This is a genomic window from Virgibacillus sp. 7505, assembly GCF_002272135.1.
GTDB lineage: Bacteria > Bacillota > Bacilli > Bacillales > Amphibacillaceae > Terribacillus.
The window spans coordinates 30,665-56,895 of sequence record NZ_NPBF01000014.1; the positions used below are offsets into that span (position 1 = coordinate 30,665).

A 26,231-nucleotide genomic window follows, 5' to 3' on the forward strand; every position below is an offset into this window, starting at 1 on the left:
GAGCAGATCGGCAGAAGGGAGGGTAACCAATGGCGGGTCCTATCAGAGAATTGCGTACCAAATTCGAAGGTACTGCTAAAGGATTCAAAGCGACAATCAATGAAGTGAAGAAGGAAATCAGACAGCTTGGTCCTACTACCGATAAGGCAGTACAAGAAGCCAATAAAAGTTATGACGACCTTCTGAAATCCACTGGTAAGCTCGAAAAAGCGCTTGAGAAGTCAGGTAATCCAAAAGTATTCAAGCCATTAGCAACTGCTATTGAAGATGCTAAGCGTGAAATGGACGTATATGGCGAAGTCAGTGAAGGAACACAGCGGCGTCTGCAGAAAGCTGTACAGAAAAGCGAGCAAGAACTGAAAAAGCTTGGTACAGAGGGTTCAGATAGCTTTGAAGAGTTAGAGTCTGCTATTAATCTTGTAAATCAGGATCTTCAGAAGCTTGGGCTGAAAACGGGTCTTGATCAAACTGATAAAGCTGCTCAAAAGACTACGGACAATCTCAAAGAGCTTGGTGCTTCCGGCAAGAAAAGCATGGATGACATTGAGAAAGCTTCTGATAAAGCCGATGATGCGCTAGCAGATGTAGGCAAGGACAGCAAGGGATTGGAAGACTTCAACAGTGAAGTGGACAAGACTGAATCTAATGTTGGCAACTTAGGTGATAGTGTCAGCGAAACGAACAATAAACTGAAAGAAACTGGAGATTCGAAAAAAGGCATTGCCGGAGTGGCAGAAGCTTTTATTGGTATAAAGGGAAGTACGCTTGCGGCAGCAGCTGGTGTTACAGCGTTTCTAGCAGGTATCTATAAAGCGGTTGCGGTTGCAGATGAAATGCAAGGAACGATGAACAAACTTAGCGTACAGACCGGCGCCACTGATGAAGAACTGAAAGAAATGAACAGTTCCATTCGAGACATTTACAGCGCTAATGTCGGACCAGGTATTCGAGAAATCGGAGATGCTATGGCATATGTCAAGCAAGCCACAAAACTTACTGGTGATGAGCTAGAAAGTGCCACCAAAGAAGCACTGTTGTTGCAAGATGCATTTGGTTGGGAAGTTCCCGAAACAATTAACGCTGCACGTCAAATGATGAACGAATTTGGCTATTCGTCAGAAGAGGCTCTAACATTGTTGGCTCAAGGGCAGCAGACTGGTGTGAACGTTGGAAACGACTTATTAGATACCTTTTGGGAATACTCACATGCGTTTGCTGATTTAGGCTTTAATGGTGAGCAGTCAATGAACATGCTAAACAACGCTATCGAAGCTGGAGCAAGAAACAGCGATGTGGCAGCAGATGCAGTCAATGAATTCGCTACACGGATACGAGATGGATCTGATACGACGAGAGAGGCTTTACAGGCGGCCGGATTAAATGCCGATGAGATCATTGAGAAATTCAATAAAGGTGGAGAATCTGGTCGCGAAGCATTCAAACAAGTCACTGATGCTATAGGTGGAATTGGTGATGCAAGCAAACAGGAACAGGCTGCTGTAGGCTTATTCGGTACATTGGCAGAGGATGTAGGTGTAAGGGCTGTCTTAGCACTAGGAGATGTAGAAGGACAAGCAGACAAAACAGCAGACACATTAAAGGAAATCAATGACGTTAACTATGACACTATAGGCGAAGCGGCGCAGGGTGTCGGCCGTAAGTTTGTTACAGGCGTCCTCCTACCAATACAAGATAAGGTTATGCCTGGCATTAACACAGCAATTGATAAGGTAACAGAATGGTCGGGAAAATTGCGTAAAGTATTCGGTTCGTTATTTTCAGATCACAAAGCTGAAGGAGCTAGCCTGTTAAAACAAATGGGCTTCGATGATAAGGAAATTCAGCTAGCAATTCGTAGCGCGAACCTTATCATGGATGCGATAAACCGTATTCGAACGATAATATCCTCTCTGTTTTCAGATAATAAAGCAGAGGGTGCTTACCTGCTTAAGCAAATGGGGCTCAGCGATGAGCAAGTTCAGATGGCTATCCGTATTGCAAATGGAATTATGGGCGCCGTTGAACGAATACCAGATGCATTCAAGCTTGTACTAGGTCTTGCCAAGACTCTTGTTTCCAATGCAATTGCAGTATTCCGTACCATTTACCCCTTCATTGAACCAATACTTAATGACGTTGTTACCTTCGTCGGTAATATAGTTGGTCAGATAGTATCATTCTGGAAATCTGACGGACAACAGATCATACAAGCCGTAAAGAATGCTTTTAACTTTGTGTTGAGCATTATTAAGTTTGTAATGCCGGTTGTTCTAGCCATTATCGAGTCTGTCTGGGGTTCGATAAAGAATGTCATCCAAGGTGCCGTAAATGTGATTAAGGGTATTATCCAGGTGTTCACTGGCATATTTACCGGCGACTTCAAGAAGATGTGGGAAGGTATTAAGAATATCTTCTTCGGTGCAATAGAGCTCGTTTGGGGATATATCAACCTGCTATTAGTCGGGCGAATATTAAAAGGCGTTAAACTTTTATTCAACGGATTTAAAGCAGCAGCTACAGCTGGTTGGGCAGCGATAAAGAACCTCTTTGGAGGTAATTTAGGCGCTATTGTCGGTAACTTGAGAACAGCTTGGACAACCGCTTGGAATGCCACAAGAACTGCTTTTACGGGTATCTGGAATTTCTTGAAAGACACCTTCAATACGCTGAAATCATTGTTTACAGGAACGTTTAATATCTTTAGAACAGTGATATCAAACAGCTGGAAGTTCATTTGGAATAACACCAAAACAGTATTTAACGGCATATGGACCTTCCTAAAGGGTATTTTCAATTTCCTGAAAACCACCTTTAATGCTGCGTTTAATGGTTATTTCCGATTGGTTACTGGTATCTGGTCAAGGATTTTTAATACGACTAAAACAGTATTTCAAGGCGTCTGGAACTTTTTAAAAGGCATTTTTAACACAATAAAAAATCTGTTTACAACAGTTTTTAATGCATATTATCGACTGGTAACAAGCATTTGGACAAAGATTTGGAATACAACGAAGTCAGTGTTCAACAATGTCTGGAATTTCTTGAAAAGCATCTTTAATTTCTTGAAATCGACATTCACAACCGCCTTTAACGCCTATTACAGGTTGGTTACCACTGTTTGGAATCGAATCTGGAACACCACGAAAAGTGTATTCCAGAATGTATGGAACTTCCTAAAAGGTATATTCAATACTATTCGTGATTTCATATCAGGCCGAGTAAGCAGCATATACAACCGTGTTAAAGGTGCCTGGGATAACATCTATAGCAGAACTAAGAGCATATTTAAAAACGTCTATAATACTGTCCGAGATTGGTTTGGAAAAATCGTTGATCGAGCCAAAGAGTTGCCAGGAAAAATCGGTGACGGTATCGGCAAAATGAAGGATAAAGTAACTGGCGGTATTAAGAAAGTCATAAACAGCATGACTGATATCCTCGGTAAAGGCGTAAATGGTGTTATAGGTGGAGTGAACTGGGTTCTTGAGAAGCTTAATGTTCCGGAAGACAAGTGGGTTGATACATGGGACGTACCCAAATATGCAAAAGGAACGAAAGGGCATCCTGGCGGAGCTGCAATAGTTGGGGACGGACGAGGTTCAAATGCCGGTCAAGAGCTAATCCAAACACCAGATGGAAAAGTCGCTTTATCTCCTGACACCGATACACTCATGAACTTACCGAAAGGATCGACAGTTGTATCTGCGAAGGACACTAGAAAATTACTAGATGAAATTCCAGCTTATGCAAACGGAATTTCAGGGAAAATTAGCGGCGCAATAAGCGGCATCGCGAAAAAAGGTAAAGGGTTATACGAAGTGGGCAAGGAAAAATTAAGTTCCTTTAAAGACACTGCTTCGAGCACGGCATCTGCTGTTAAAGAGGGCGTAAAGAAAGGCGCCAAGAAAATAAAGGATGTTGCATTCAATATTTGGGATTATGCTACTAATCCAGGTAAGTTACTTAAACTTGCGATGAAGACACTGGGTTTTGAAATCCCAACACTACCTAAACCATTTGGGGAAGCAGGCAAAAAAGCATTTAGTCTTGCCACAAAAGGTGCGCACGACTTTATCAGAAAGAAATTTGATGACTTCGGCTCATTCGACAGCAGCGCTCCAGGTAACGTTAAAAGCTGGATATCAGCTGCTATTTATCGTACTGGAGTACCATCATCATGGCTTGGTCCCTTGACTACGATTGCTATGAAAGAATCAGGTGGTAATCCTAATGCAATCAATAAATGGGATATAAACTGGAAAAACGGCATTCCGTCCCAAGGATTAATGCAGACCATTCCACCTACCTTCCATGCAAATAAAGAGCCTGGATGGGATAATATTCTAAATCCTATTCATAATGCTGCTGCAGCAATCAACTACATCAAGAGAAGGTACGGATCCATTAATGAGGTGCCTGGCATCAAAGCGATGCTCAACGGCATGAAGTATGTTGGTTATGCTGACGGAGGTATCGTAGATACGGCTCAATTGGCGTGGATTGCGGAAGGTGGATGGGCTGAGAGTATCATAAGTCATGATCCGGCTAAACGACCAAGCCAGCGTGCTATATGGGAGCAGACAGGACGTGAACTTGGTTTCTTCCAAGATGATCAAGACAATCAAGAGATTCTTGATTTGCTTCTAAGAATCGCTAATGCAACTGAGAGGGAACGCGCGATTCTCCTAAATGATGAAAAATTAGCGGAGTTTGTGAAAGACACCATAGATCAAGCCAACGGAGAAAACTATGCTGTATCCAAATTTAAATTGTGAGGTGATCTAAGTGCCAGTTTTTATAGCGCCAAAGACTTCCCATAACTTCAAAATAGTTAGGGCGGACGGAACAACCTATGACATGTACGAGATTGGTTTGCTGGTGAATAAGCTTTTGCTTAGATCACCCGCACCCAATCACGTAAGAGAAGAAGCTGAAGGTAGAAATGGGTTTTGGGATATGGGAACCACCTATGGCGGAAGGGTAATCGAAGCTGAACTGAGTATGTTCCCGTCTGATCTTCCTGATTACGCATTGCTTCAGAATGAGATTTTTTTCATGTTCGATAGCAGGGAACCATTTTACTTGATACGTGATCGGGAACCAGGTAAACGCTGGTTGGTGAAAGTTGATTCGGAATACAGTATGGAGGAACTCGTGCTGCGGGGAGACTTTTCCCTGACATTTATAAGCCCGTCACCATTCTGCGAATCTATAAATACAACTGAAGATTTACAAAGTTTTGATGTCCCTAATTGGCAGACTGGAATGGGGTTATCAAGCGAAGATGGAAGTAAGGATTACAGCTTTAAAAGTACAAGTTTCAAACTTTACAATCCAAGCAATGTCATAGTTGATCCGTTGGAACATGAGCTTGGAATTACAGTTAAAGCTGTTGCTGGTACTTATTTTCAGATTCAAAACGAAACTACAGGAGACGTTTTTCGCTATGAAGGGAAACTTAGTGCTGGTGATGTCTTAACATTAAATAGAAGTGAATATGAGCTTAACAAAGCTAATATAATTCGGAGCACTAATAGAGAGTTAATTCGGCTGGCTCCTGGATGGAACACATTCACCGTTACAGGAACATCTTCTATCGAAGAAATTAAATTCCTGTTTCGTTTTTATTATCTGTAGGTGATTATATGAAACGAATAACAGTAAGGGACCTATATGGCAATGAATATTTTGCACAAGGTACAGTGGATATTACTCAGTCATTGAATGGACAAGAAGAAATTACACTGAACTTTGCTCAAACCACACTTAATGAGAAGTGGATTCAAGATATAAGCAATTACTGGCGAGTAATATTTGACAACAAAGAGTATGTGGTTGTCTTAGCCAGCAAGAAGCCAAGAGGAAATAAAGTGATGCGTAGCATAAAAGCTATTCATCACTTTTTTGTTTCTCTGGCAAATAACTGGATTTACGAAACTCATGATGGTTCTATGACTTTTGAAAAACGCCTGGAGTTCTTATTTAAGGGAACTTCGCTGAATTATAGTGTTATCGATGGTTTTTATGCAGCAAGTATCGATGGATTTGGCAACAGCAGCAGTCTTGATTTGTTGTCAAAAGCGTTGGATGCTCACGATGCTGAGATAGAAGTGAGTGGTAACCGCGGCTATTTTAGGGCTCAAACAGGGTCAGATAGTGATTTCCAGATAAGAAGAAGGCTTAATTTAAAAGATATTTCTATTGAGGAAGATGGTTCTGGTTTCGGTACTTACGGAAAGGGATTCGGAGAAATCCTCAATGAAGAGACTGGAGAAAGACTAGAAGTTGAGTATCAATCACCTTTAGCAGATATTCCGGGATTCGGTAAAATTCATATTCCGCCTGTCGATGACGAGAAATACACCATAAAAGAAAATCTTCTAGCAGCTGTAAAAAAACAAGTTGACGAGTCAATATCAGTCTCTATGACTGTGGACATGGTGGATTTAAGAGCACAGGGGTATAAAAAAGCACCTTATATTGGTGATCGGATCTTTGTTTATGACGAAGTGGTAAAAGTTAACATTGAGACTAGGATTATTGATATAAACACTAAATACAACGAACAATTAAAGCCAGTTTCTGTAACTGTCACCTTATCCAATCAAAGTATAAAAGAAGCATTCCGATCACAATTAAACAACACAGTTAAACAATTGAAAGACATTGCGGAAGGGCGCGGGCAAATCCCTTACTCGGTCTTGCCACCTGCTGCTAAACGTGCAGCAGAAGCTCTTAATAACAGTTTAACTCAATTGGAGTATCCTCCTAATCTAGGCATAATTGCACGAGATCCAAAAAATGCGAACCGTTATACAATCTTCAATTCCTCCGGTTTGGGGATAACGCGCGATGGTGGTAACACATATGAACAAGCTATTACACCAGATGGAGTAAACACCGCTTTACTAACAGCTGGAGCAATACTTACGAACAACATCACCATCTTTGGTGGTAATTCAGAAACATATGCCTCAATTTACGGAGAAATTATCGAGACCAAAGGCACTTATGACCGCACATGGTTTGGAAGTACAGAAAAGATTGAATCTGAGATTACTATGGGCCGTGGATATCTAAGGCTAAGTAAGCTAAATGATGAACGCGGTAGGAGAAATCTATACCTGACTAATAATGGTTTAGCGACGTTCATTGGCGGTGCCAGCGAAGATGACGGTTTTGGTTCAGGGGTAATTGAATTCTGGTCTTATATGTTCGAAAGTGATAGACGCGGTCTCACATTGTACTCCAATTTAGGGACGGTTGGATTTAAAACAGAATCACGGGACATTGTTTCGGATTCTTATCGTGACGTTATCATGAAGGCTCAAATCGGGCGAATAATCATGCGCCCTAAAGACTCTAACAGAACTGGAGATAATGAGTTCTCCTTTAACGTTAAAGAAAACCCTGACAAATGGGATCAGGATGGAGTGATTCAGTATGGTTCTGAATCTAATGGATATGCCTCAGCTATTCGAATGTCTAAAGACCCTTCCGACCCGGTTGTTTATATAACGAACGGTAACGGTGACTTTTTCACAGGTGATTTACACGCTAAAGACATAACAGCTCATGGAAAATTCTACGGAGATATGGTTGGTTCATTGGTAGCCAGCGCAGATAACTCCTATGCCATGGTCGATGGGAGCTTTCGTGTGACTGACAAGAGGGGGTATAACAACGGAGATATCAGATATAAGCCTATAACTGCTAGTGAATTCAATTCAGCCTCCAGTAAGTTCTTTAAAAAGAATATCGAAGACGCTCATATAGATGCCACAGATCTGATAAGGTCCACACCAGTAAGGAAATATCACATGTTAGACGATGTTGATGAAGTCGATATGAAGAGAATTGGCTTGATAGTACAGGAGTCACCTCTGGAAATCGTCAACATGAACAATGGAGAATCGATTGACATATACGCTATGGCTACATTGCTATGGAAATCAAATCAAGAGCTCAACGAGCGTATTGCTACGTTGGAAGGGAAAAGGGAGGCTTCATGATGGAAACTAACAGACATGATTTAATCATTCAAAATCTAAGGGCGCAAATTAATGATTATGCCGGCCGGCTAGCATCTGTTGGTGCTGATTATGTTTTGGCAAAACAGGAAGCAGAAGAGGCAAAGCAAGAGCTTAGTGATTTGAAGGATTATATCAAGGAACAGGATGAGGAATTAAAAAAGCTTCGTGAGCAAATAAACGGAAATTCGGAAGAAAAAGAGGTGGAATAGATGGCTGATTACACCCAACAAGCCTTGCAAGGAACGCCTTTACCAAGTGAGTTTAACCGGGACTACAGAGAGCTGCTAAATGCTTATATTAAACTATGGCAGGATGGAAAGATTAGTTTAGATTTGCTACACAAAAGGGTTATGGAACTTGCTGACGAATCTAACAAGCTAGCAAACCAGGCGTTGGATAACTCAGGTACAGCGATCGAAACTTCAGAATCAGCAGAAGCCACTGCTAACTGGATACTGTCTCAATTCAACTCTATTGTTGGAAAGGCGACAGATGGCCCTGCTTCATTGCAGCTGAAATTTGGCGGTTATACCGGAACGGAATACGAATCACCACAGGAAAGAATGCAAAAAGAACTAGTGCAAAGAGGGAAGCCACCGGCATCCGGCGATTTGAACGACTACCAAGACTTGAATACTTTCTTCACCTTCGATACCGGAAAAGGGGCGATGAAAAACACGCCGTTAGGAAACCTAGCTCAAGGTAGCGCACAAGTTTTCCTGGTTCAAAACTTCGGTTTTTCTAACGTGAGAATTGAACAAAGGTTCACGGTAATATACACACATTCACAATGGGCAGAATATAGAAGGATTAAAACTGAAAATACCTGGGGCGAATGGTATCAGATTGCGACAACAAACAAGGCACAAATGCATAAAGTTACATCAGATAACGGACAAGCTATGTCAGTTTCATATCAAGACTTGAATAAAATTGTGTTGACTGGAAATTATCGCGGCGTGGATATGGTAAATGCGCCTTCAAAAGGTTGGTACTTTGTTGAAATATTAAATCAAGGTACTAGTGAATGCCTTCAAATAGCAACGAATTTCGGAACAAAACGCCGGTATATTCGTTACAGTGATTCAGTCGGAACATTTAACGCTTGGGAAGAAATTGCTTATGTGAAAACCATACAACAAATGCTTGATGATCAGGTAAAGGCATACGGTCTAGGGTCCAATCCTACAAATACTCTTTCAGCTGGAACAGATTTAAATACAAAAACGGATTCGGGATTCTACCGTTTGAATGGTGATTCCTTCGTCAATCAGCCAGCTTCAGTCGGCTATTCTCAAATGTTGGTGATTCGTGGCGGTGGCGATACCGTAACACAAGTTATATTCAAATATAATGAACAGATTATATGGGTAAGATCAGGTAATCCATTGAATGCAAGTGGTGGTAAATGGTTCCCGTGGTACAAGATCGCAAGCCTAGACGAAGTTACTAATTACGGTTTGGGAGTTGCAGCTGCTTCTGGTGTCGATTGGAACACATTGACGAAGTCTGGATTCTATGCTGGTTCGACTAACGGACCGACTTCAAGTGTTTATATCGGGATTCATGTTCAGCATGGTTCAGCTTATGCATATCAGATAGCCGGAAGAAATGGCGCTCACTACTTCAGAACGAACGAGAATGGCACATGGTCAGCGTGGCAATCAATCGGAAAAGATTTATCTCCGCAAGGTCTAGGGGTTGCTGCCACAACTACGGTGACAGATTTGAATGAGCTAACTCTTTCCGGTTGGTATACGTTTAATTCTTCAACAGCAAATGCCCCTTCGATAGTTGGGGGCGGGATTGTGGAACATATACCATACAGCAATAACGCCTACGCAATACAGACCGCGCGCCTTGTGAATAAGCGCGTGCAATGGATGCGTATTAAAAATAATGGTGTTTGGGGAGATTGGTTGCAAACAGCCGGTTCGGTAGTGGATGCCCTATGGGAAAATCTCACGCCACGCGGTGGTTCTTCAGCCTATGACACAGCAAACCCGCCACAGGTATTACGATTGGGCGATATGGTTTATCTTCGCGGAGCATTAAAAGGAATAACAGGGAGACAATTTATCGCGCTCACACTTCCTGGGCATTGCCGTCCGTCGAAACTATATGCAGATCAATCCAACATTTCCATAGGTGCAAACTATGTCGCGCGTTTTGCTAGATGGTCAATTGCGACAAATGGTGATGTCACTATGGAATATACGTCTGATAACAGTTTTGATGCTGCTTGGTGGAGCCTGGATGGTATCAGCTTCCCAATCACTGCATAAGGAGGAAATAAGATGGCAGATATAAAAACAGCTTACTTCATTGATCCAGACACGTTGCTTCACACATATGATTATGTTCAAGTATCAGCTGATGCGAAAGGAAAGTTTATTCTTCCTGAAAATGCTACATGGGTTGAGCCTAAAAAAGGTGAAAATGAATTTTACATTCATGCGCGATGGAATCCAGATTTGCAGAATTGGGAAGAGGGTGGGGTTGCAGTAGAGCCTGCACCGTCTGCACCAGCTTTCGAAGGTGTAACCAAAGAACAATATCTTGCTCTAGTAAAGCAAAATATTGATCTAACAAAGAAATTCGCTACAATGCAAGCAACTCTTAGTAAGGTATTACTTGCTCAGGCGGAAGCCACAAAAACCCAATAGGGATCTGATTGAACGAAGAATTTAAGGAGGGGAATAGAAATGGCAAAGTATGAGGAATGGGAATTTCACATTAACGATGTAGATGCTTTTATCTGGTGGTACAAGGATGACAAAGTTCCTTCCATTGAGGATTTGCGTTTATTTTATGAAGTCTCATTTTTAACTGATCAGAATGTGGTTGATGGAGTGTATTATACTTTCTTGACGGCAGAAGAGTACAAGTACATCACAGGGAAAGATTACGAAGGACCAGCGCCAATAGAGCCACGTCCGTTGCCACAGCCAGCACCACCTGTAACAGATTGGGAAGGTCCACTTGTCCAACCAAGTCCTGATGATGCGCCAGAAGGGGTAGAGACACCAGAAGAAACAGAAACTCCGATTGACAATGAACCAATTCCAGAAGAACCCGAACGCGATCCTGCAGAAGAAGTAAACGATAATCCGTATAATCCAGAACCGGTTGAGGAAGAAGCAGCCGAAGAACCACAATCTACAAATGAAGAAGAAACATCCACCACCCAGAACGGATAAGGTGGTTTTTTATTGCAGGAATATACTCCCATTCTGTCGAATATAGTCGGAAAGGGAGGAATGTTAGTTATGTGGATGAAAAATTACGTTAGAGCTTTAAACGAGACTTATTTCAACAAGAGTGAACTTAATCTTATTGCCGAAGATTTTAAGAGGGATATAGATGGAGCTTTTCAAAACTACGGTGATGGAGAATCCAGCTTTTATTCCTCAAAAGATCTTTACTGGGAATTTCCTAATTGCGCTATAAAGTTAGATATATCCGGAAATAAATTGACTTTCACGAAGTCAGAAAAAGAAAATGCTGTTCTGGTTTTGGGGATGGTTGAAGTGACTTCAAAAATTGATAGATACCATCTCACATCCATGGAGAGTTTCGATGTCACATATGATTATAACGATCTTGATGACGTATATTACGAAGCTATGAAAATTTTACTTATAAATTAAATCACCAGGTGGGAATGTTCTTATCAGCTACTACAGACCGAATAAGGAGGTGAGTAAGTGGGCTTTAATTATGGTACAAGACATCTTCCAAAACAGACGCAAGAAATTATTAAAAAGCGAGAAGAGAATGACAAGATTTTAAAAGAGGAAGCCGAAAAGAAAAAAGAACAAGAACAAGAACAAAAACAAAAAGATTAAATTATAAAAAGCATCCCAAATGGGGTGCTTTTTCTTTTGAAAATGGAAAGATTATGAACTGAGGGGAAGTAGATAATATGAAAGGATAGATGTGACGTAGCATATCGGTAATTACAAGTAGAAATGTAAATTTCTAGTCTTAACATTTGTTTTACATCGCCGATATTTATATCGAGGTGATAAAAAAGTGAGTAGGAATTTCAAGAATTCAAAAGTAGTGGTGTCCTATCTTTACAAAAAATATGGCAAATTACACGGCCAAACAATAGAAGATGAAATTTATATTATCGAGAATATAAAAAGAGACCATACTCAAGAAGAATTAAAAATGATGAAGCGTAGATTAAATGGATCTCTAGATGTTATCAAGGAAAGTAACGCATTATTCTATTTGCCAATTACAATAATGTTAAGCTTTCTTACTGTAATGAGTACAATTATAATTACTATGATAAATTCCAACACAAACTATGCAGGAAAAGCTGTTGACCTTTATAAAGACGAGATAACCAAGGAAGAATTTATGTCGATGTATGATTATTCGTCCCTATTCGACTTAGTTATGAGTAATATTTCAATAGCTTTTTTTACTATGATTTTATTTTGGGCGGTAGTAACCATTTACTTTATCGCAAGATTTAGAAACAGAAAAAATGCTTTAATATTAATAGAAGAATCTATAGATCTAAGTTCTGAAGAAAAACATACAAACACACTAGAAGCGCCTTAATCATAGGGTGCTTTTTTATTTGAAAGGGGGTCGAGAAAAGAGATGGAGGAGGAAATTATGTGGCAGGATCACGAGAATCGTATATCGAAGCTTGAGCAAAACCAAGAAGTATTAATGACAAAAGTTGACGACCTGTCTGGTGCGGTTGAAAAGGGTAACACAAAAACAGAACAGGACAACAAGATTTTACGTGATCAAAACAACTTACTGTTGGAAAAAGTGATTGAAATAAACACCCGCTCACAAGATCGTAAACATGAACTGAAACTATTAGACAAACAGAACTGGTGGAAATTGATCTTAGGTATCGGTGGGAGCGTCGGAGCCTTTTATTCTATAGTCCAGATGATACTGGAGCATATTGCAAAGTAGTGCCTATCGGGTCTAGCCGGTGGGCTTTTATTATGTACAAAAAGGGAGAGATTTGTTTTGGGAATTAATTGGAAAGTACGTCTTAAGAATCCAGCGTTTTATCTTGCAATAGTACCAGCATTGTTGCTTGTTGCTCAGATTGTTTTGAATTGGATTGGTGTGGAACTGGCTGCTGATGTTATCGAAGCAGAAGCGACCAAATTTATTAATGCTGTATTCGTTGTCTTAGCATTGCTAGGTATAGTTGCAGATCCGACGACTAAAGGCGTGTCGGACAGTGAACGAGCCAAAACCTATAAAAAACCAAGGAGTGATATTTAATGGGAAGAGTATCACTAGATACGTTGCTGCAGCGTTCTGAGAAGAACATGGGTAGCGGCATGAATGCAATCGTAAAGAAGAGTGCACTGGAAGTTATCCGGAGGGCATACAAGGAAGGAATCAATGCTCAGATTTCACATGGTATGCGGACATACGCGCAACAAGATGCCCTGTATGCTCAAGGGCGTACAAAACCAGGTAGTAAAGTCACTAATGCCCGCGGCGGATATTCAAACCACAATTTCGGTCTTGCTGTAGATTATTTCTTAACGTCTGAAGACGGTACAAAAGCAATATGGAGTGTCAATTCTGATTGGAACCGTGTGGCCGCAATTGCGAAAAGTCTAGGTTTTTCTTGGGGTGGCGATTGGACTAGCTTCAAAGATTATCCTCACCTCGAAATGTCAGGTGGTTTATCAACTGCGCAACTACGTGCAGGCAAGAAGCCGAGCCTAACTGATCGTACTGGTACAAAGACAGCTGTACCCAGTAAGACTAGCAGCAAGCCAGCAGCATCTTCATCAGGAGGTTCTTCCTACATTAAGGAGGCACAAAAGTACGCCAACAGCCGGGACTATCCTACAAAAGCTAAGTTTACCAAGCTTACTGTGGATGGTTATAAAGGTCCGAAAACGATGAATGCTTTGTTGAGGATTTATCAGTATTATGGAAAGGTAACGATCGATGGTATCTTCGGTCCTAAGAGTAAGGCTGCTGGATCCATTCAGAGTCGTAAAAAGCATACTCCAGGCTGGACAAGGCTTATACAAAGTCTGTTGAACGTCCATGGATACAAGTTAGCTGTAGATGGTATCTTTGGTACCGGAACAGAAGCAGCACTTAAATCCTTCCAGAAGAGCAAAGAAATTGCTTCCGACGGTGCGGCAGGATCTAACACATACGAGAAGTTCTTTAAGTAAAACAAAAGCCCCTCCAATTAAGGAGGGGCTTTTTTATTACAAGTTCACTCCTACAATATACATAGAAGTATCCCTATAATGTATTTTATATGGTAATATATTCATAGTTTAATTAAGGAGTGTAAAACGTGTTAAAAGTATACATACCTGAAAAATTCAAAAAAACTACTATGCATATTCTAATTAACAAAGTGATTGATAGTGATATGATGCCAAAATCCAAAGATATTAGTTTTGACTTTAACAGATTATCCTTTATAGAGCCTGCTGGAGTAACAATATTGAGTAATCTCTTTGAGTGGCTAATGATAAGGGGTGTTAAAGTTACTCTTACAGGTCCAAAAGAAATGAGTCAAGCTTTAAGGTTTTTAGACGACTCTATGTTTTTCAAACATTATCTAAATGAAACATTTAGCAAGAATGCTGCCATAAGACCGACTACTTCTCCATTGAATGTTATTAATTATGATGAAAGCTTTTCTTATTTGGATAATACACTTTTGCCTTACCTATCGGATATGTTATCTGTTAATGTTAAATCTATAGTTGATATGAAAACAAGCTTTGGTGAAATATTTAATAATATTCGTGACCATGCGAATGAGAAATGCGGCTGTATATTTGCACAGCGGTACCCCAACAGGGTACCGGATGAGATTGTCATTTCTGTTTCAGATTTCGGTGTTGGAATTCCCGAAACAATCAGGAGGGTACATCCTTCACTAAACGATTCTGAAGCATTAGTCCATGCAATCGTTGAAGGTGTCTCTTCAAAGTCAACTCCGCGAAACAGGGGCGCAGGGCTTCGTACATTGGTACATAACGTTGTATTAAATAACGGTGGCAGGATAGAAATTAGATCATTTTATGGTATATTAAATATATCGAGGAATACTTCTGGTGAATTAGAGGTAAACTCTGTACTAAGTGCGAATAAGTATCCAGGTACATTCATGGAAATAACACTGGACACAAACAAGTTTGTTCGCGAAGAAGTAGAAGAGGAGGAGTTCGAATGGGATTTCTAAAAATTTTAGATCATGTAGAACGCTGTTACTCCAATGAGGATGGTACTGTAATTCTTAACAAACTTTCAGAGCAACTTAGAAGAGGGGAAAATGTGGAACTTTCTTTTGACAAAGTTGATACGGTAACATCATCTTTCGTGAATTCAGCATTAATCGAACTGTTGGAAGAATATAGCTTTGATCAAATTAAAAGAAATTTAAAGTTCGTTGATACGAACAGTGTAATTAACGATATGATAAAAAGAAGATTTTTCTTTGAGGTAAAGGAAAGAAAAAACTTGGTTCATAATTAAGACCAACCCCTCCTTAACGGGAGGGGTTTTTTTATTTCCTATGGACAGCTTTCATATCCTTTTTGTAGATATACTCAAAAGAATCAATTTCATCTTGCGTGACTTGCTAAAGGATGGATGCTCTGGTGTAAGCTTTGGTAGTTTTACATCATCATTGTCGTCTTCGCTAAAAACAAAACTCTTTAAGGTGTCCACTTCAACATCCATTCTCGCTTTTACAAATTCACCATACAATTCAATTCTGATAGGTCTTGCCATATTATCTCCTCCTTTTACCTATATAATCGCACTCAAATATAAAAAGGTGTGATTGATCGGTAAAAAAATAACCCTCCAACAAGGGGGAGGGAAAAGAGGTAATGTTGTTATTTGAACAGCTTTCTAGCGAGCTTTCCAGTAGCCTTACCATAGATACGACGACCAATCCGCTTGCCTGTTGCTTCAGGCCCTTTATTCAATGCCTTCACATCATTAGATAACTTCAATACAGTGTAAAGAAACGATTTAAAGCTCACGTTACTTTCCTCCATCTTTTTCGTCATATGGGCGATACTTCTTCGTTAATTCCTCTTGTACAGTTTTTCGTTCTTCCAGATCTTCGCTAAAAAACAAACTATCTTTCCCTGAACGTTTAATTGGTACAATCTTTTCATTTTTAATCAACTGGCTAAGTCTGCCACGTGTAATCCCCAGAAACTCTACGGTTTCCGAGGATGTCAACACGTTTTTCTGGATGAACTCAATTAATTGTTCCTTGTTATCAAATGTGTACATAGTTACTTACCCTTTCTTTTGAACAGGTCTGAGAATGCTACAATCAGAGTGGCAATGGCTAAACCAGCACTTAGGATATTCAGCCATACTCCACCATAAATGTTGTAAGCAATGAACGCTGCAGCTGTGAGTAATATTAAAAAGAAAATGTTGTTTTTTTGCATAACTAGTGTGTTGGATATATAATAATTTGTAATGGTAAGGGTGGGGCTTTCGCCCCTGTCCCTTATTCATTATCCTTGTCCTTCTTATAAGTGTCTTTCCACTGTTTGCCAACCCAAGCAATCGAAGTGATAAAGAACACTGTTTGAAGGACTTTATTTATTATATCCAACATCTTGTTCACCTCCTTTCTATAAATTAATTATACCAAAACTATAATCATATGTATATAGCTTTATGGTATATTTTTCATCTTTTTTTTGCATGAAGAACCCCTTTCCATAATAGGAAAAGGGTTCTTTTCATTTGCCAAATAATGCTGTTGTATATTTTTTAGATATTTCCTCAAACGCATCAATACATCAATGTTGATCTGCAGTCTAGCCAATACATATTCAGAATATAAGCTGTGTCTAATCACATTATCTCCTTTTACTACTATAATCGAGCAAAAAACCATAAAAGTGTGATTAATTTATGTAAAAAAATAGTCCTTGTATTAGAGCGAGGGACTTATTTCTTATCATCATATGGTCGGTACTTCTTCACTAACTCTACTTAAGTAGTTTTGCGTTCCTCCAGATTTTCTTTTAGACCTAAACAGCAGTAAGTATAGCCCATAGCGCAACAGTGACTATTCTTGCTGAAAGGATTAATCTTTAATTCCATGTATGTAAATAATGAAATGCATAAATAAAAGAAGCTACCCAGATAAGGAATAGCTTCTTTTATTTTTAATAAAGAAATCTAGTTAAATCAACATTAATCTGTTTACAATGTAAACAAAAGATGTTATAATTAATACATAGAAAGGAGGAGGTAATGTGAAACCGGAAACGATAATAATGATAACTGCGATAGCCAATCTAAGCATAGCAGTCCTAAACTTGGCTACCGCAGTAATTCAGAAAAAGCCTAAAGCCAAGAAGAAAAAAGCTAAAGGCAAGAAATGAGAGGGAGGGGAGGTGCAACTCCCCTTCTCATCATTATTATAACAGCTTCCGGATAAAATAAAAAATCAGTATAGGAGGATAACACATGTTAACTATAACAATTGTTTTAACTGCGATTAGCTTAGTGACGTCTGTTTCTGCGCTTATTATATCCATTAAGAATAGAAAAGGTGCATAAGGATGAAAAGAGAGCTACCAAGACTATACTCGAAGGCTGATCTTGCTCGCCGTTGGGGCGTAACAAGGCAGGTTGTGAACAATTGGGAGAAACGGCATAATGATTTCCCGGACCCAGTCATGCATGTTCATGACGGGTCTCTGCCTCTTTATTTGCATGAAGATGCAATCGAATATGAAAAGAAAAGAAACCTTGAGGTACATCCCTAGGCACTTGCAGACCAATAATTAATTGGTCTTTTTCTTTTTACATACATTCTGTATCAACCACTTTATTATATGGAATATACACCACCCCATACTCCTCCGGAACAAACATTTCCAATCTATGCTATCTAAAAAAATTAATTCATTGTTAGATTATCTAGCGTAAATTTCCCATCTTAGGCTTTAAACAGTTAAAAAAATATAGTTATCATAAGTGAGTTTCCCAACATTATTTTACTTTTTTTACCACAAAATATATCTTTTTTACGATATTATAAAATTATGGCAAATAAATGGGTAGGAGGGTTTACTTTTTCTTCATAAAAAACTAAATATAAAGTTCTATGTCATAAGAGCTGTATGGGGGTATCGAATTGAATTTATATTCAAAATTATTCGTTTTTGTGCTAGGATTACTAATATTCTTGTTAACTCCTCTAGTAAGTGAGGCTGAATCTTATTCTGTAACAGAAGAAGAAGCAATTGATAAAATAAATCAAACCATAGAAGCGAAACCATACCTTAATGCCTTAAAGGGCGGTCAAGTTAATTTAGTACATAGTTTGTACGGTGAAAATGAAAATGTAATAGCCTATTATTATGAGATTCAAACAGGAAGTACAGATGGTTACTTTATTGTAGCTGCTGATAAAAGGTTAGACCCTCTTCCTCAGTACGGTGTAGACGGCACATTAGAGTTCGAATTCTCTAATATGCAAGAAGGAGATAAAGCTTATTACTTAGGCGTTAATAGTTTTGTATTTGCTAAAAGTGCGGAAGCTGCAGAGCAAAAATTCGAAGAACTTAAAAGTGAATTTGTTCCACCATTAGAAACTGAATCCCAAGTTAGTGCTTTTTCAACTTCAAAAGCTGACATTGCTGAAGCCGAAAAAGAATATAATGAAGCAATTAACCAAGAATTTAAAACTGTAGATTTATCTTCTGAAGTTAGTCCTGGATGGAGTGAAGATAACAGTGGTGGATTCTCTACTATGGGTGCGGGGGATACAAGGTATAAGGTTCTAAATGTTGATCGTATTTGGCAACGAAGAGGTGGAATGAAAGGTCAGAATTCTAATTGTGGCCCTGCAACTGGTGCAATGATAATTGATTATTACCATGATCATTTAGGTTACAACGTGAGAGATAATGCATATTACGGTAGTTGGGCCGCCTTATCTAATCATTTGCGGATAGACATGGGAACACTTGCCGGAGGAACTACTTTGCGAGGGTATGCTGCTGGGATGTACAATCATGTGTTGCATACAAGTAGCGGATCTGCTTGGTCAAGTAAATACGTACCGGATGCTGTAGGAACAACAGCTCAGACTCAGTATATTGGTGCAATTAATAGTGCTGACCCAGCAGGTTTCAAATTTGATTTGTTTGTATCCTCCGGAACTGAATTTAAATACCACTTTGTAGCAGGCATTGGCTATGATAGGGACGGAAGTTTTATAGGAGATCTTCATGTAGGCTATAAGAATCCTGATGGCGGCGAGAATAATAATGGAACTCATTGGTTTGATTGGACAGCAAATGACGATGATATGGGATTCGCTTATCTTAAATAATAAAAAGAGCGGTGAAACATTTGACAAAAAACAGAAAAAATACTTTAGTTCTCGTTCTTTCAATATTGGTCTGTATGATTTCATTTTTAATCATAAACTTATTGAATTTTGACATCCCTGAGAATGGAAACCGATCAGGAAATGGTAATCTAGCTTTAGCTGGTTATCCATTTGCAATTGCATCAGCTATCTCAATTTTGATATTTGGTTCTCTGCTATGTATAAAGCTTTTGCGAAGATTGAGTAGAGTATGGTCTATAGTTTCTCTACTCATATTTATTACAATTCAAGTATTGTTATATGAGGGATTTGTGAACCATTTTTATGAAAAAATCGATTATCTTGGTGGCGGACCAAAAGAACTCAGTTCATTCATTATCGACATGGGTTGGGTAAATACCTACACAAATGATATGTATTTTAATGTTTATTCTTTCTTTACCGTATTAGTTCTTCCGATAATAATTTCATCATTAATCAGATTAATAAAGAAGGCTTAAATAGATCTGCGGACTACATTTAAATATGTAGTCCGCTTAATTATTTTAAAGGATTAGCACTAAAAAGATAAATGGGGCTGATTTGGGGCTAGAATTGGTTGCTCCAGCCCCAAAAACATCTGAACAGTTAGCCACAAACCCTATTCCTATGCGATTTATACTTAATTATTCGATCACATTCCTACCCGTTCCCACAGAGACCTACAGCCTTCTAAGCTGTGGGTCGGGGGTTCGAATCCCTCTTGGGACGCTAATAGGTTAAATTAATTTAGTTTAAAAGAGGAATTTCTTTAAAGCGTTGATATAATAGCGTTTGAAGGAGTTCCTTTTTTGTATGTTGAAGGGGCACCATATCTCAGCTTGACTCCAGCCAGCACCGACCCAACTCTGGAGGGACCAGTTTAGTACATATCGTTTTTCGAAGTAATTTAGTGAATTCTCATTTTGAGTAAAATTAAATACATGGCAGATCATTTGATTTACACAAGGTTACCAAAGGAATACCTTTATCGAGGTTAACCAATTGATTGGGTGCATGTACTTTTGGAAATTATAATGAGGAGCGCAAACGTAAATACTTGCTATTTGATGTTTTTGAGGAGGTAATACAAGATGGACAAACAAGGACAAGAAAAGTTTTTGAATTGGATCTTAGAAAGAGTTCAAGCAGGCAAGGAGGACGAAGCGAGAGAGATACTTACCGAAAACTTCAGAAAACAAGATGAAGGTACTTTTTCTCAAGAAGATATTCAAGCGTTCGTCCCTAAAATGATCAGTTTAATACAAGCAGAAAAATTAGGGGAAGTGCAAGCGGTTGTCAAGCAATTTTCAGGTCAATTCGAGAGTAAATAGGAGCGGCCGTCTTAACAATATTAAACTGCGGCTGTCTCGGAACGACAATAACTTCCTGATAGGTATGTTTCACTATAGTACGCAAGAAGGTACAGTCGGAATAGGCAGCTTCATCTAATGGCAAGAGTCACAATCGAAAAGTAAGGAATCACTTTGAAAACGTAGGAAGTAGGACGTTCATTGTGATTCCTTTTTTGTCGATTTCTAATAGTGGTTTCACATTTAGTAAAGGGCATAGTGCTTGGTTATAGGTTAAACCTGCTAAGTCGAGTTTCCCACAAGTGTAATTACAGTATCATTGGACTGTTAAGACCTCTTATTTTTAAACATTTACCCCTGTTTTCTATATACCCCTAATTTCCATCCTTTTGGTAAAATCATAAATGTAATCGCTTACATCAGACCTGGGGGGATTGAATATGAAAAGAAAATCGCTTCTGTTGGTTTTTGGAATGATTTTGGTTTTATTACTTGCTGCTTGCAGCAATGAAGGAAGCAGCTCTGGTTCGGATGACGGGAAGGTGAAGCTGCGGATTGCGTGGTGGGGAGATCAGCCGCGAAATGATTATACGACGAAGGTTATTGAGATGTATGAGGAACAAAATCCTGATGTTCAAATCGATGCGGAGTATGCGAGCTGGGATGACTATTGGCAGAAGCTTTCTCCTCAAGCGGCAGCAAATGAATTGCCGGATATCGTTCAAATGGACGTTTCCTACCTTGCACAATATGCGCAAGGTAATAAATTAGCCGATTTGACTCCGTTTTTAGGTGAACAAATCGACACGAGTAATATGACAGAGGATTACGTGAATGGCGGAAAAATAGATGACGGTATCTATGGAATGAACACTGGAGTAAACGCGGTTGGATTCCATTACAATCCTGAGCTATTGGAAGAACTGGGTCTTGGAAGCGAAATTCCGGAAGATTGGACATGGGATGATTATAAGAGCATGTCTGACAAGGCTGTTGCACAAGGAGTATATTTCGATACACATCTAAGGCCTGATGTATTCTTCGATTATTACCTTCGCAGCCAAGGCGCTCGTCTGTATGCAGAGGATGGCAGCGGCTTAGGCTATGAGGACGATAAATTATTCGTGGATTACTGGAGCATGATTGCAGAGCAAGTGGAAAAAGGAGCTACACCGACGCCTGATACGCTTGCACAGATTACTGGGATTGAAGATGATCCAGTTGTAAAAGGAGAAGCAATCGGTATTTTCCAATGGTCCAATCAGTTTGTAGGATTGAAGCAGGTGGCAGAAAAGCCGCTGGAGATTGCGCCAATGCCAGGACCTGGAACCTCTGATGGACTTTATTTGAAGCCAGGTATGTTCTTCTCTATTTCACAAAACTCCGAGCAGAAAGAAGCTGCTGCTGACTTCTTGGATTTCTTTATGAACGATGTAGAAGCGAATAAATTGATTCTCGGCGACCGTGGTGTACCAGGATCTTCAGAAGTAAAAGACGCGTTGAAGGATGAAGTTTCCGAAGCGCAGAAGCAAGTCTTTGAATATGTGGAATGGGCTGAAACAAACAGTTCTCCAATGGGATCTCCAGATCCAGCTGGTGCCGGAGAGGTCATTGAATTACTGGAAACGTTAGCAGAACAAATCAGTTATGGTCAGCTTGCTCCTGAAGAAGCTGCTGAAAGCTTCAGAACGCAAGCAGAAGGCATGCTTGGACAATAGGAGAAAAGATAGTCAAAACGGCAGCTGAGCAGCTGTCGTTTTGATTACACCTGCAAAAAAGGAGAGGAGTAAAGTCATTGAGCTCACGTCTAAGAAGCAATTTGTGGGGATATCTTTTCATTGGACCGTTCATCATCGGCTTTTTAGCCTTTACGATCGTACCCATGCTAGCTTCCTTATATTTTTCATTTACAGAGTACGGTTTATTTGATGCCCCAAAATGGATCGGCTTTGAGAACTATATAAAAATGTTCACGGAAGACCCCCGCTATATCAATTCATTGAAAGTCACCATCATCTACGTATTCGCTGGCGTCCCATTGCGGCTTGCTTTTGCCTTACTGGTGGCCATGCTGCTGAATGTCGGATCACGAGCTGTCGGCTGGTACCGGACGCTCTATTATTTGCCTTCCCTTATCGGCGGAAGTGTTGCAGTCGCAATCATGTGGCGGAATATCTTTGGTGATGATGGAATCGTAAATATCGCTCTTAAGACAATGGGGATTGATTCGATTCGTTGGTTTGGTGAACCAACAGCGGCATTGTGGATGCTGATTTTTCTTTCCATCTGGCAGTTTGGGTCATCGATGCTGATCTTCCTGGCTGGTTTGAAATCCATTCCGGCAAGCTTTTATGAAGCAGCCAGTGTGGATGGGGCAAACTTCTTCCAGAAATTCTTCCGCATCACTTTGCCTATGCTTAGCCCTGTTTTGCTGTTCAACATCATCATGCAGACAATCTCTGCTTTTATGACCTTTGTACCGGCCTTTATTATCTCCAAAGGGACAGGTGGGCCATTGGACGGAACGCTTCTTTATTCCCTGTATTTGTTCAAGCAAGGATTTGAGTACTTCAATATGGGCTATGCGTCGGCCATGGCTTGGGTCATGCTTATTATTGTAGCCGTTTTGACAGGAATCATCTTCTTGACGTCCAAGTATTGGGTGCATTACGAGTCGGAGGGGAAGTAGAATGACGAAAAAACGACCTCGATATTTTCTCTACCATATTCTTGTCGGAGGCTTTGCTATCCTGTTGCTATATCCGGTCATTTGGCTGTTTGTCAGCTCTTTCAAAGAGAGCGGCGATATTTTTATTACCGCAGGTTCGCTTATACCTAATCCCTTTACGTTACTGAATTACGCGCAAGGGTGGGAGGGATTTGGCGGATACGGTTTTGGTACGTTTATAAAAAATACGCTTGTTTTTGTTATATGGATGCTGCTAGGTCATTTGATTTCTTGTTCACTAATTGCATTTGGTTTTGCCAGACTTAAGTTCGTCGGACGAGGTTTTTGGTTCATGATCATGCTCGTTACATTGATGCTGCCGTATGAAGTCGTCATGATTCCGCAGTACATCATTTTCTCTGAGCTTGGCTGGCTGAATTCATTGAAACCATTAGTTGTCCCAGCATTTTTTGGACACCCATTCTTCATATTCCTGCTTGTCCAGTTCATCCGAACCATCCCGAGGGAACTGGATGAGGCAGCGACAATCGATGGGGCTAATACATTCCAAATCTTCTACAAGGTGATCCTGCCGCTTATCGTTCCTGCTTTGGCAACAACGGCAATTTTCACTTTCTATTGGACGTGGGATAACTTACTTGGACCGGTGCTTTATTTAAACAGTCCGGAGAAATATACCGTCTCGATGGCGCTGAACATGTTCTTGAGTAATGAAACGGTATCCAACTGGGGAGCGATGTTCGCGATGTCGATTGTCACACTCGTACCAGTGTTTGTCATATTCTTCATCTTCCAGCGCTATGTCGTGGAAGGGATCAGTACGACAGGTCTAAAGGGATAGAGAGGAGATGCTTTTATGGCTGCTATAAATAAAGGTCTGGAATGGATCACAAGAATGGCATATGTAAATATTCTATGGCTCGTTTTCTTACTGCCGGGGCTTGTGGTCTTCGGGGTTTTCCCAGCTACCACTGCCCTGCTGCATGTGATAAACCAATGGCTGCAAGGAAAAACGGACTTTCCTATATTCCAAACCTTTTTACAGACGTATAAAAAGGAGTTCATGAACAGCAATAAATTGGGATATATCTACGTGCTGCTGGGATATATCCTCTATCTGGACTTCCTCTTCTTAACATCTGCTGCAAATGCCGCTTTGTACTTCACGATTCCGTACCTTATTATTACGTCCATTGCTTTTTCAGCGAGTTTGTATGCGTTCCCGATGCTCGTACATTACGATATGAAGCCTTTTCAAATCGTGAAGCGTTCTTTCTTCATCATGATGCTGAACCCGAGTCAAACGTTTGTCATGCTTATCGGTACAATTGGAGTAGGTTCGATTTTATGGTATTTCCAGGGTTTGGCGTTATTTTTCAGCTTCAGTATTCTTGCATTGATCGTGATGATGCCAGCTGCAAAAGCATTTGAAAGAACCGAAAGGAAATCATCCAAACTCCTGGCCAGGGACATCAACTCCGTACCAGCGAACTGAGATCACAACAATGGGAGGTTATGCTATGAAAAGGTATGTGCTCGTGGGAACAGGCGGCCGAGCGGAATTTTATTATGGAGCTATGGCGAGGGATTTTAAAGAAACATGTGCACTAGCTGCTTTTTGTGACATAAACGAAACAAGGATGGCTTACGCAAACAAGCTGCTGCAGGAAAGGTATCAGCATGCTGCAATACCAGCATATCCTGCAGCGGACTTTGAAAAGATGATACAGCAGGTAAAGCCAGATATCGTCATTGTCACGACTATCGATCGAACGCATCACACGTATATCATCAGGGCATTGGAGCTTGGTTGTGATGTTATTACAGAAAAACCAATGACGACGGATGAAAATAAGTGTCAGGAGATTTTGGATGCTATTGAAAGGACAGGAAGAGAAGTCCGGGTGACATTCAACTACCGATATGCCCCGCATAATACAAAAATAAAGGAATTGATCAGCTCTGGTGTCATCGGAGAAGTGAATTCGGTGCATTTTGAATGGGCGCTGGATACGACACATGGTGCCGATTATTTCCGTCGATGGCATCGCGACAAACGAAATAGCGGCGGCCTGCTCGTTCATAAGTCTACTCACCACTTTGACTTGGTGAACTTCTGGCTGGATACAACGCCTGAGCGTGTGTACGCTTCTGGCGATCTGCTTTTCTACGGAAGGGAAAATGCCGAACAAAGAGGAGAAACAAAGTTCTATCAGCGAGCTTATCAAAGTGAACAAGCAAAAAACGATCCATTCGCTCTTGACTTGGAAAACAATGACCATCTGAAAGCGATGTACCTTGATGCGGAGAAAGAAGATGGTTATCAAAGGGATCAAAGTGTTTTTGGTGATGGAATAAGTATCGAGGATACTTTAGGTGTGCTGGTGAACTATAAAAGTAAAGCAATCCTGACATACAGTTTGAATGCCTACTTGCCTTGGGAAGGTTTTATCGTCTCCTTTAATGGAACAAAAGGGAGAATCGATGCGCGCATTATAGAGAAGTCCTATGTAAATTCGGGAGGAAGCAAAGCTGAGGAAGGTCAGCTGGAGCAATTATCAATCGTCGTCAGTCCTATGTTCGATATTCCATATGAGGTACAGGTGGATAATGGAATCGGAGGACACGGCGGAGGAGATACGCTGCTGCTGGAAGATTTATTCGGTAATCCAAACCCAGACCCATACAAACGTGCAGCTTCCCACATAGACGGAGCAATGTCCATTATGACCGGCATTGCAGGTAATCATTCCTTGAAATCAGGAAATGCAGTGAACATAAAAGAATTGATGGATCTATAAAAACGGTTTGCTTGA

General features: G+C 40.2%; 28 protein-coding genes. 25 read left to right on the top strand and 3 right to left on the bottom strand.

Going from position 1 to position 26,231, the window contains the following annotated elements:
- Positions 1 to 29: 29 nt before the first annotated feature.
- The 15 genes from CHH91_RS04630 (at position 30) to CHH91_RS04695 (ending at position 15,545) form a co-directional block, all read left to right on the top strand.
- Entirely contained in the window at positions 30 to 4,775 is a 4,746-nt protein-coding gene (locus CHH91_RS04630; RefSeq protein WP_095222311.1) for a phage tail tape measure protein, read from the top strand.
- A 10-nt stretch (positions 4,776 to 4,785) separates the two neighbouring features.
- Positions 4,786 to 5,637 carry a phage tail family protein gene (locus CHH91_RS04635; protein ID WP_095222312.1) on the top strand — a complete coding sequence of 284 codons (852 nt, stop codon included), beginning with the start codon at positions 4,786 to 4,788 and terminating at the stop codon, positions 5,635 to 5,637.
- A gap of 8 nt (positions 5,638 to 5,645) precedes the next feature.
- Entirely contained in the window at positions 5,646 to 8,012 is a 2,367-nt protein-coding gene (locus CHH91_RS04640; protein WP_095222313.1) for a phage tail protein, read from the top strand.
- Positions 8,012 to 8,242, top strand: a complete 231-nt coding sequence (locus CHH91_RS04645; protein ID WP_095222314.1) for a hypothetical protein — start codon at positions 8,012 to 8,014, stop codon at positions 8,240 to 8,242. The genes CHH91_RS04640 and CHH91_RS04645 overlap by 1 nt, the downstream gene beginning before the upstream one ends.
- The gene (locus CHH91_RS04650; RefSeq protein ID WP_095222315.1) at positions 8,243 to 10,318 is read left to right on the top strand and encodes a pyocin knob domain-containing protein; all 2,076 of its coding nucleotides are present in this window, start codon (positions 8,243 to 8,245) and stop codon (positions 10,316 to 10,318) included.
- 12 nt (positions 10,319 to 10,330) lie between these two features.
- Entirely contained in the window at positions 10,331 to 10,699 is a 369-nt protein-coding gene (locus CHH91_RS04655) for a hypothetical protein (protein WP_095222316.1), read from the top strand.
- A 39-nt stretch (positions 10,700 to 10,738) separates the two neighbouring features.
- Positions 10,739 to 11,233 (top strand): XkdX family protein, encoded by a 495-nt coding sequence (locus tag CHH91_RS04660; protein WP_095222317.1) that lies wholly within the window; start codon positions 10,739 to 10,741, stop codon positions 11,231 to 11,233.
- 12 nt (positions 11,234 to 11,245) lie between these two features.
- Positions 11,246 to 11,683: a hypothetical protein gene (locus tag CHH91_RS04665; protein WP_095222318.1), complete on the top strand. Its 438-nt coding sequence runs from the start codon at positions 11,246 to 11,248 to the stop codon at positions 11,681 to 11,683.
- 57 nt (positions 11,684 to 11,740) lie between these two features.
- Positions 11,741 to 11,881 carry a hypothetical protein gene (locus tag CHH91_RS20475; protein WP_176465674.1) on the top strand — a complete coding sequence of 47 codons (141 nt, stop codon included), beginning with the start codon at positions 11,741 to 11,743 and terminating at the stop codon, positions 11,879 to 11,881.
- Positions 11,882 to 12,068: 187 nt separating this feature from the next.
- On the top strand, positions 12,069 to 12,611 hold the full coding sequence (locus tag CHH91_RS04670; protein WP_095222319.1) for a hypothetical protein: 543 nt from the start codon (positions 12,069 to 12,071) through the stop codon (positions 12,609 to 12,611).
- A 57-nt stretch (positions 12,612 to 12,668) separates the two neighbouring features.
- Entirely contained in the window at positions 12,669 to 12,983 is a 315-nt protein-coding gene (locus tag CHH91_RS04675; RefSeq protein WP_141234123.1) for a hypothetical protein, read from the top strand.
- A gap of 57 nt (positions 12,984 to 13,040) precedes the next feature.
- Positions 13,041 to 13,304 carry a phage holin gene (locus tag CHH91_RS04680; protein WP_095222321.1) on the top strand — a complete coding sequence of 88 codons (264 nt, stop codon included), beginning with the start codon at positions 13,041 to 13,043 and terminating at the stop codon, positions 13,302 to 13,304.
- Positions 13,304 to 14,224, top strand: coding sequence for a peptidoglycan-binding protein (locus CHH91_RS04685; protein WP_176465675.1), 921 nt, complete (start codon positions 13,304 to 13,306; stop codon positions 14,222 to 14,224). Before CHH91_RS04680 ends, CHH91_RS04685 begins: the two co-directional genes overlap by 1 nt.
- A gap of 128 nt (positions 14,225 to 14,352) precedes the next feature.
- A complete protein-coding gene (locus CHH91_RS04690; protein ID WP_095222322.1) occupies positions 14,353 to 15,252 on the top strand; it encodes an ATP-binding protein in 900 nt (299 codons plus the stop codon).
- A complete protein-coding gene (locus tag CHH91_RS04695; RefSeq protein ID WP_095222323.1) occupies positions 15,240 to 15,545 on the top strand; it encodes an STAS-like domain-containing protein in 306 nt (101 codons plus the stop codon). Before CHH91_RS04690 ends, CHH91_RS04695 begins: the two co-directional genes overlap by 13 nt.
- Before the next feature lie 51 nt (positions 15,546 to 15,596).
- Here CHH91_RS04695 and CHH91_RS04700 read toward each other — a convergent pair whose 3' ends face one another.
- From CHH91_RS04700 to CHH91_RS04705, 3 genes are all read right to left on the bottom strand, one after another.
- Positions 15,597 to 15,803: a hypothetical protein gene (locus CHH91_RS04700; RefSeq protein ID WP_095222324.1), complete on the bottom strand. Its 207-nt coding sequence runs from the start codon at positions 15,801 to 15,803 to the stop codon at positions 15,597 to 15,599.
- Between the two features lie 107 nt (positions 15,804 to 15,910).
- Positions 15,911 to 16,060 (bottom strand): hypothetical protein, encoded by a 150-nt coding sequence (locus CHH91_RS20480; protein WP_176465666.1) that lies wholly within the window; start codon positions 16,058 to 16,060, stop codon positions 15,911 to 15,913.
- A gap of 1 nt (position 16,061) precedes the next feature.
- Entirely contained in the window at positions 16,062 to 16,319 is a 258-nt protein-coding gene (locus tag CHH91_RS04705) for a MerR family transcriptional regulator (protein WP_095222325.1), read from the bottom strand.
- A 986-nt stretch (positions 16,320 to 17,305) separates the two neighbouring features.
- On the opposite strand from CHH91_RS04705, the gene CHH91_RS21180 reads away from it, so the two are divergent.
- From CHH91_RS21180 to CHH91_RS04750, 10 genes are all read left to right on the top strand, one after another.
- Complete coding sequence (locus CHH91_RS21180) at positions 17,306 to 17,434, top strand: hypothetical protein (protein WP_286160694.1); 129 nt, start codon at positions 17,306 to 17,308, stop codon at positions 17,432 to 17,434.
- A gap of 180 nt (positions 17,435 to 17,614) precedes the next feature.
- The gene (locus CHH91_RS04710; RefSeq protein ID WP_095222326.1) at positions 17,615 to 17,821 is read left to right on the top strand and encodes a hypothetical protein; all 207 of its coding nucleotides are present in this window, start codon (positions 17,615 to 17,617) and stop codon (positions 17,819 to 17,821) included.
- 371 nt (positions 17,822 to 18,192) lie between these two features.
- The gene (locus CHH91_RS04715) at positions 18,193 to 19,395 is read left to right on the top strand and encodes a cysteine peptidase family C39 domain-containing protein (protein ID WP_095222327.1); all 1,203 of its coding nucleotides are present in this window, start codon (positions 18,193 to 18,195) and stop codon (positions 19,393 to 19,395) included.
- A gap of 20 nt (positions 19,396 to 19,415) precedes the next feature.
- Positions 19,416 to 19,895: a hypothetical protein gene (locus CHH91_RS04720; protein ID WP_095222328.1), complete on the top strand. Its 480-nt coding sequence runs from the start codon at positions 19,416 to 19,418 to the stop codon at positions 19,893 to 19,895.
- 612 nt (positions 19,896 to 20,507) lie between these two features.
- Positions 20,508 to 20,747 carry a hypothetical protein gene (locus CHH91_RS04725; protein ID WP_095222329.1) on the top strand — a complete coding sequence of 80 codons (240 nt, stop codon included), beginning with the start codon at positions 20,508 to 20,510 and terminating at the stop codon, positions 20,745 to 20,747.
- Positions 20,748 to 21,166: 419 nt separating this feature from the next.
- Positions 21,167 to 22,444: an ABC transporter substrate-binding protein gene (locus CHH91_RS04730; RefSeq protein ID WP_095222330.1), complete on the top strand. Its 1,278-nt coding sequence runs from the start codon at positions 21,167 to 21,169 to the stop codon at positions 22,442 to 22,444.
- 77 nt (positions 22,445 to 22,521) lie between these two features.
- On the top strand, positions 22,522 to 23,415 hold the full coding sequence (locus tag CHH91_RS04735) for a carbohydrate ABC transporter permease (RefSeq protein WP_095222331.1): 894 nt from the start codon (positions 22,522 to 22,524) through the stop codon (positions 23,413 to 23,415).
- A 1-nt stretch (position 23,416) separates the two neighbouring features.
- The gene (locus CHH91_RS04740) at positions 23,417 to 24,256 is read left to right on the top strand and encodes a carbohydrate ABC transporter permease (protein WP_095220281.1); all 840 of its coding nucleotides are present in this window, start codon (positions 23,417 to 23,419) and stop codon (positions 24,254 to 24,256) included.
- Positions 24,257 to 24,271: 15 nt separating this feature from the next.
- Positions 24,272 to 24,910 carry a YesL family protein gene (locus tag CHH91_RS04745; protein WP_095222332.1) on the top strand — a complete coding sequence of 213 codons (639 nt, stop codon included), beginning with the start codon at positions 24,272 to 24,274 and terminating at the stop codon, positions 24,908 to 24,910.
- Between the two features lie 25 nt (positions 24,911 to 24,935).
- A complete protein-coding gene (locus CHH91_RS04750) occupies positions 24,936 to 26,216 on the top strand; it encodes a Gfo/Idh/MocA family protein (RefSeq protein ID WP_095222333.1) in 1,281 nt (426 codons plus the stop codon).
- Positions 26,217 to 26,231: the final 15 nt, after the last annotated feature.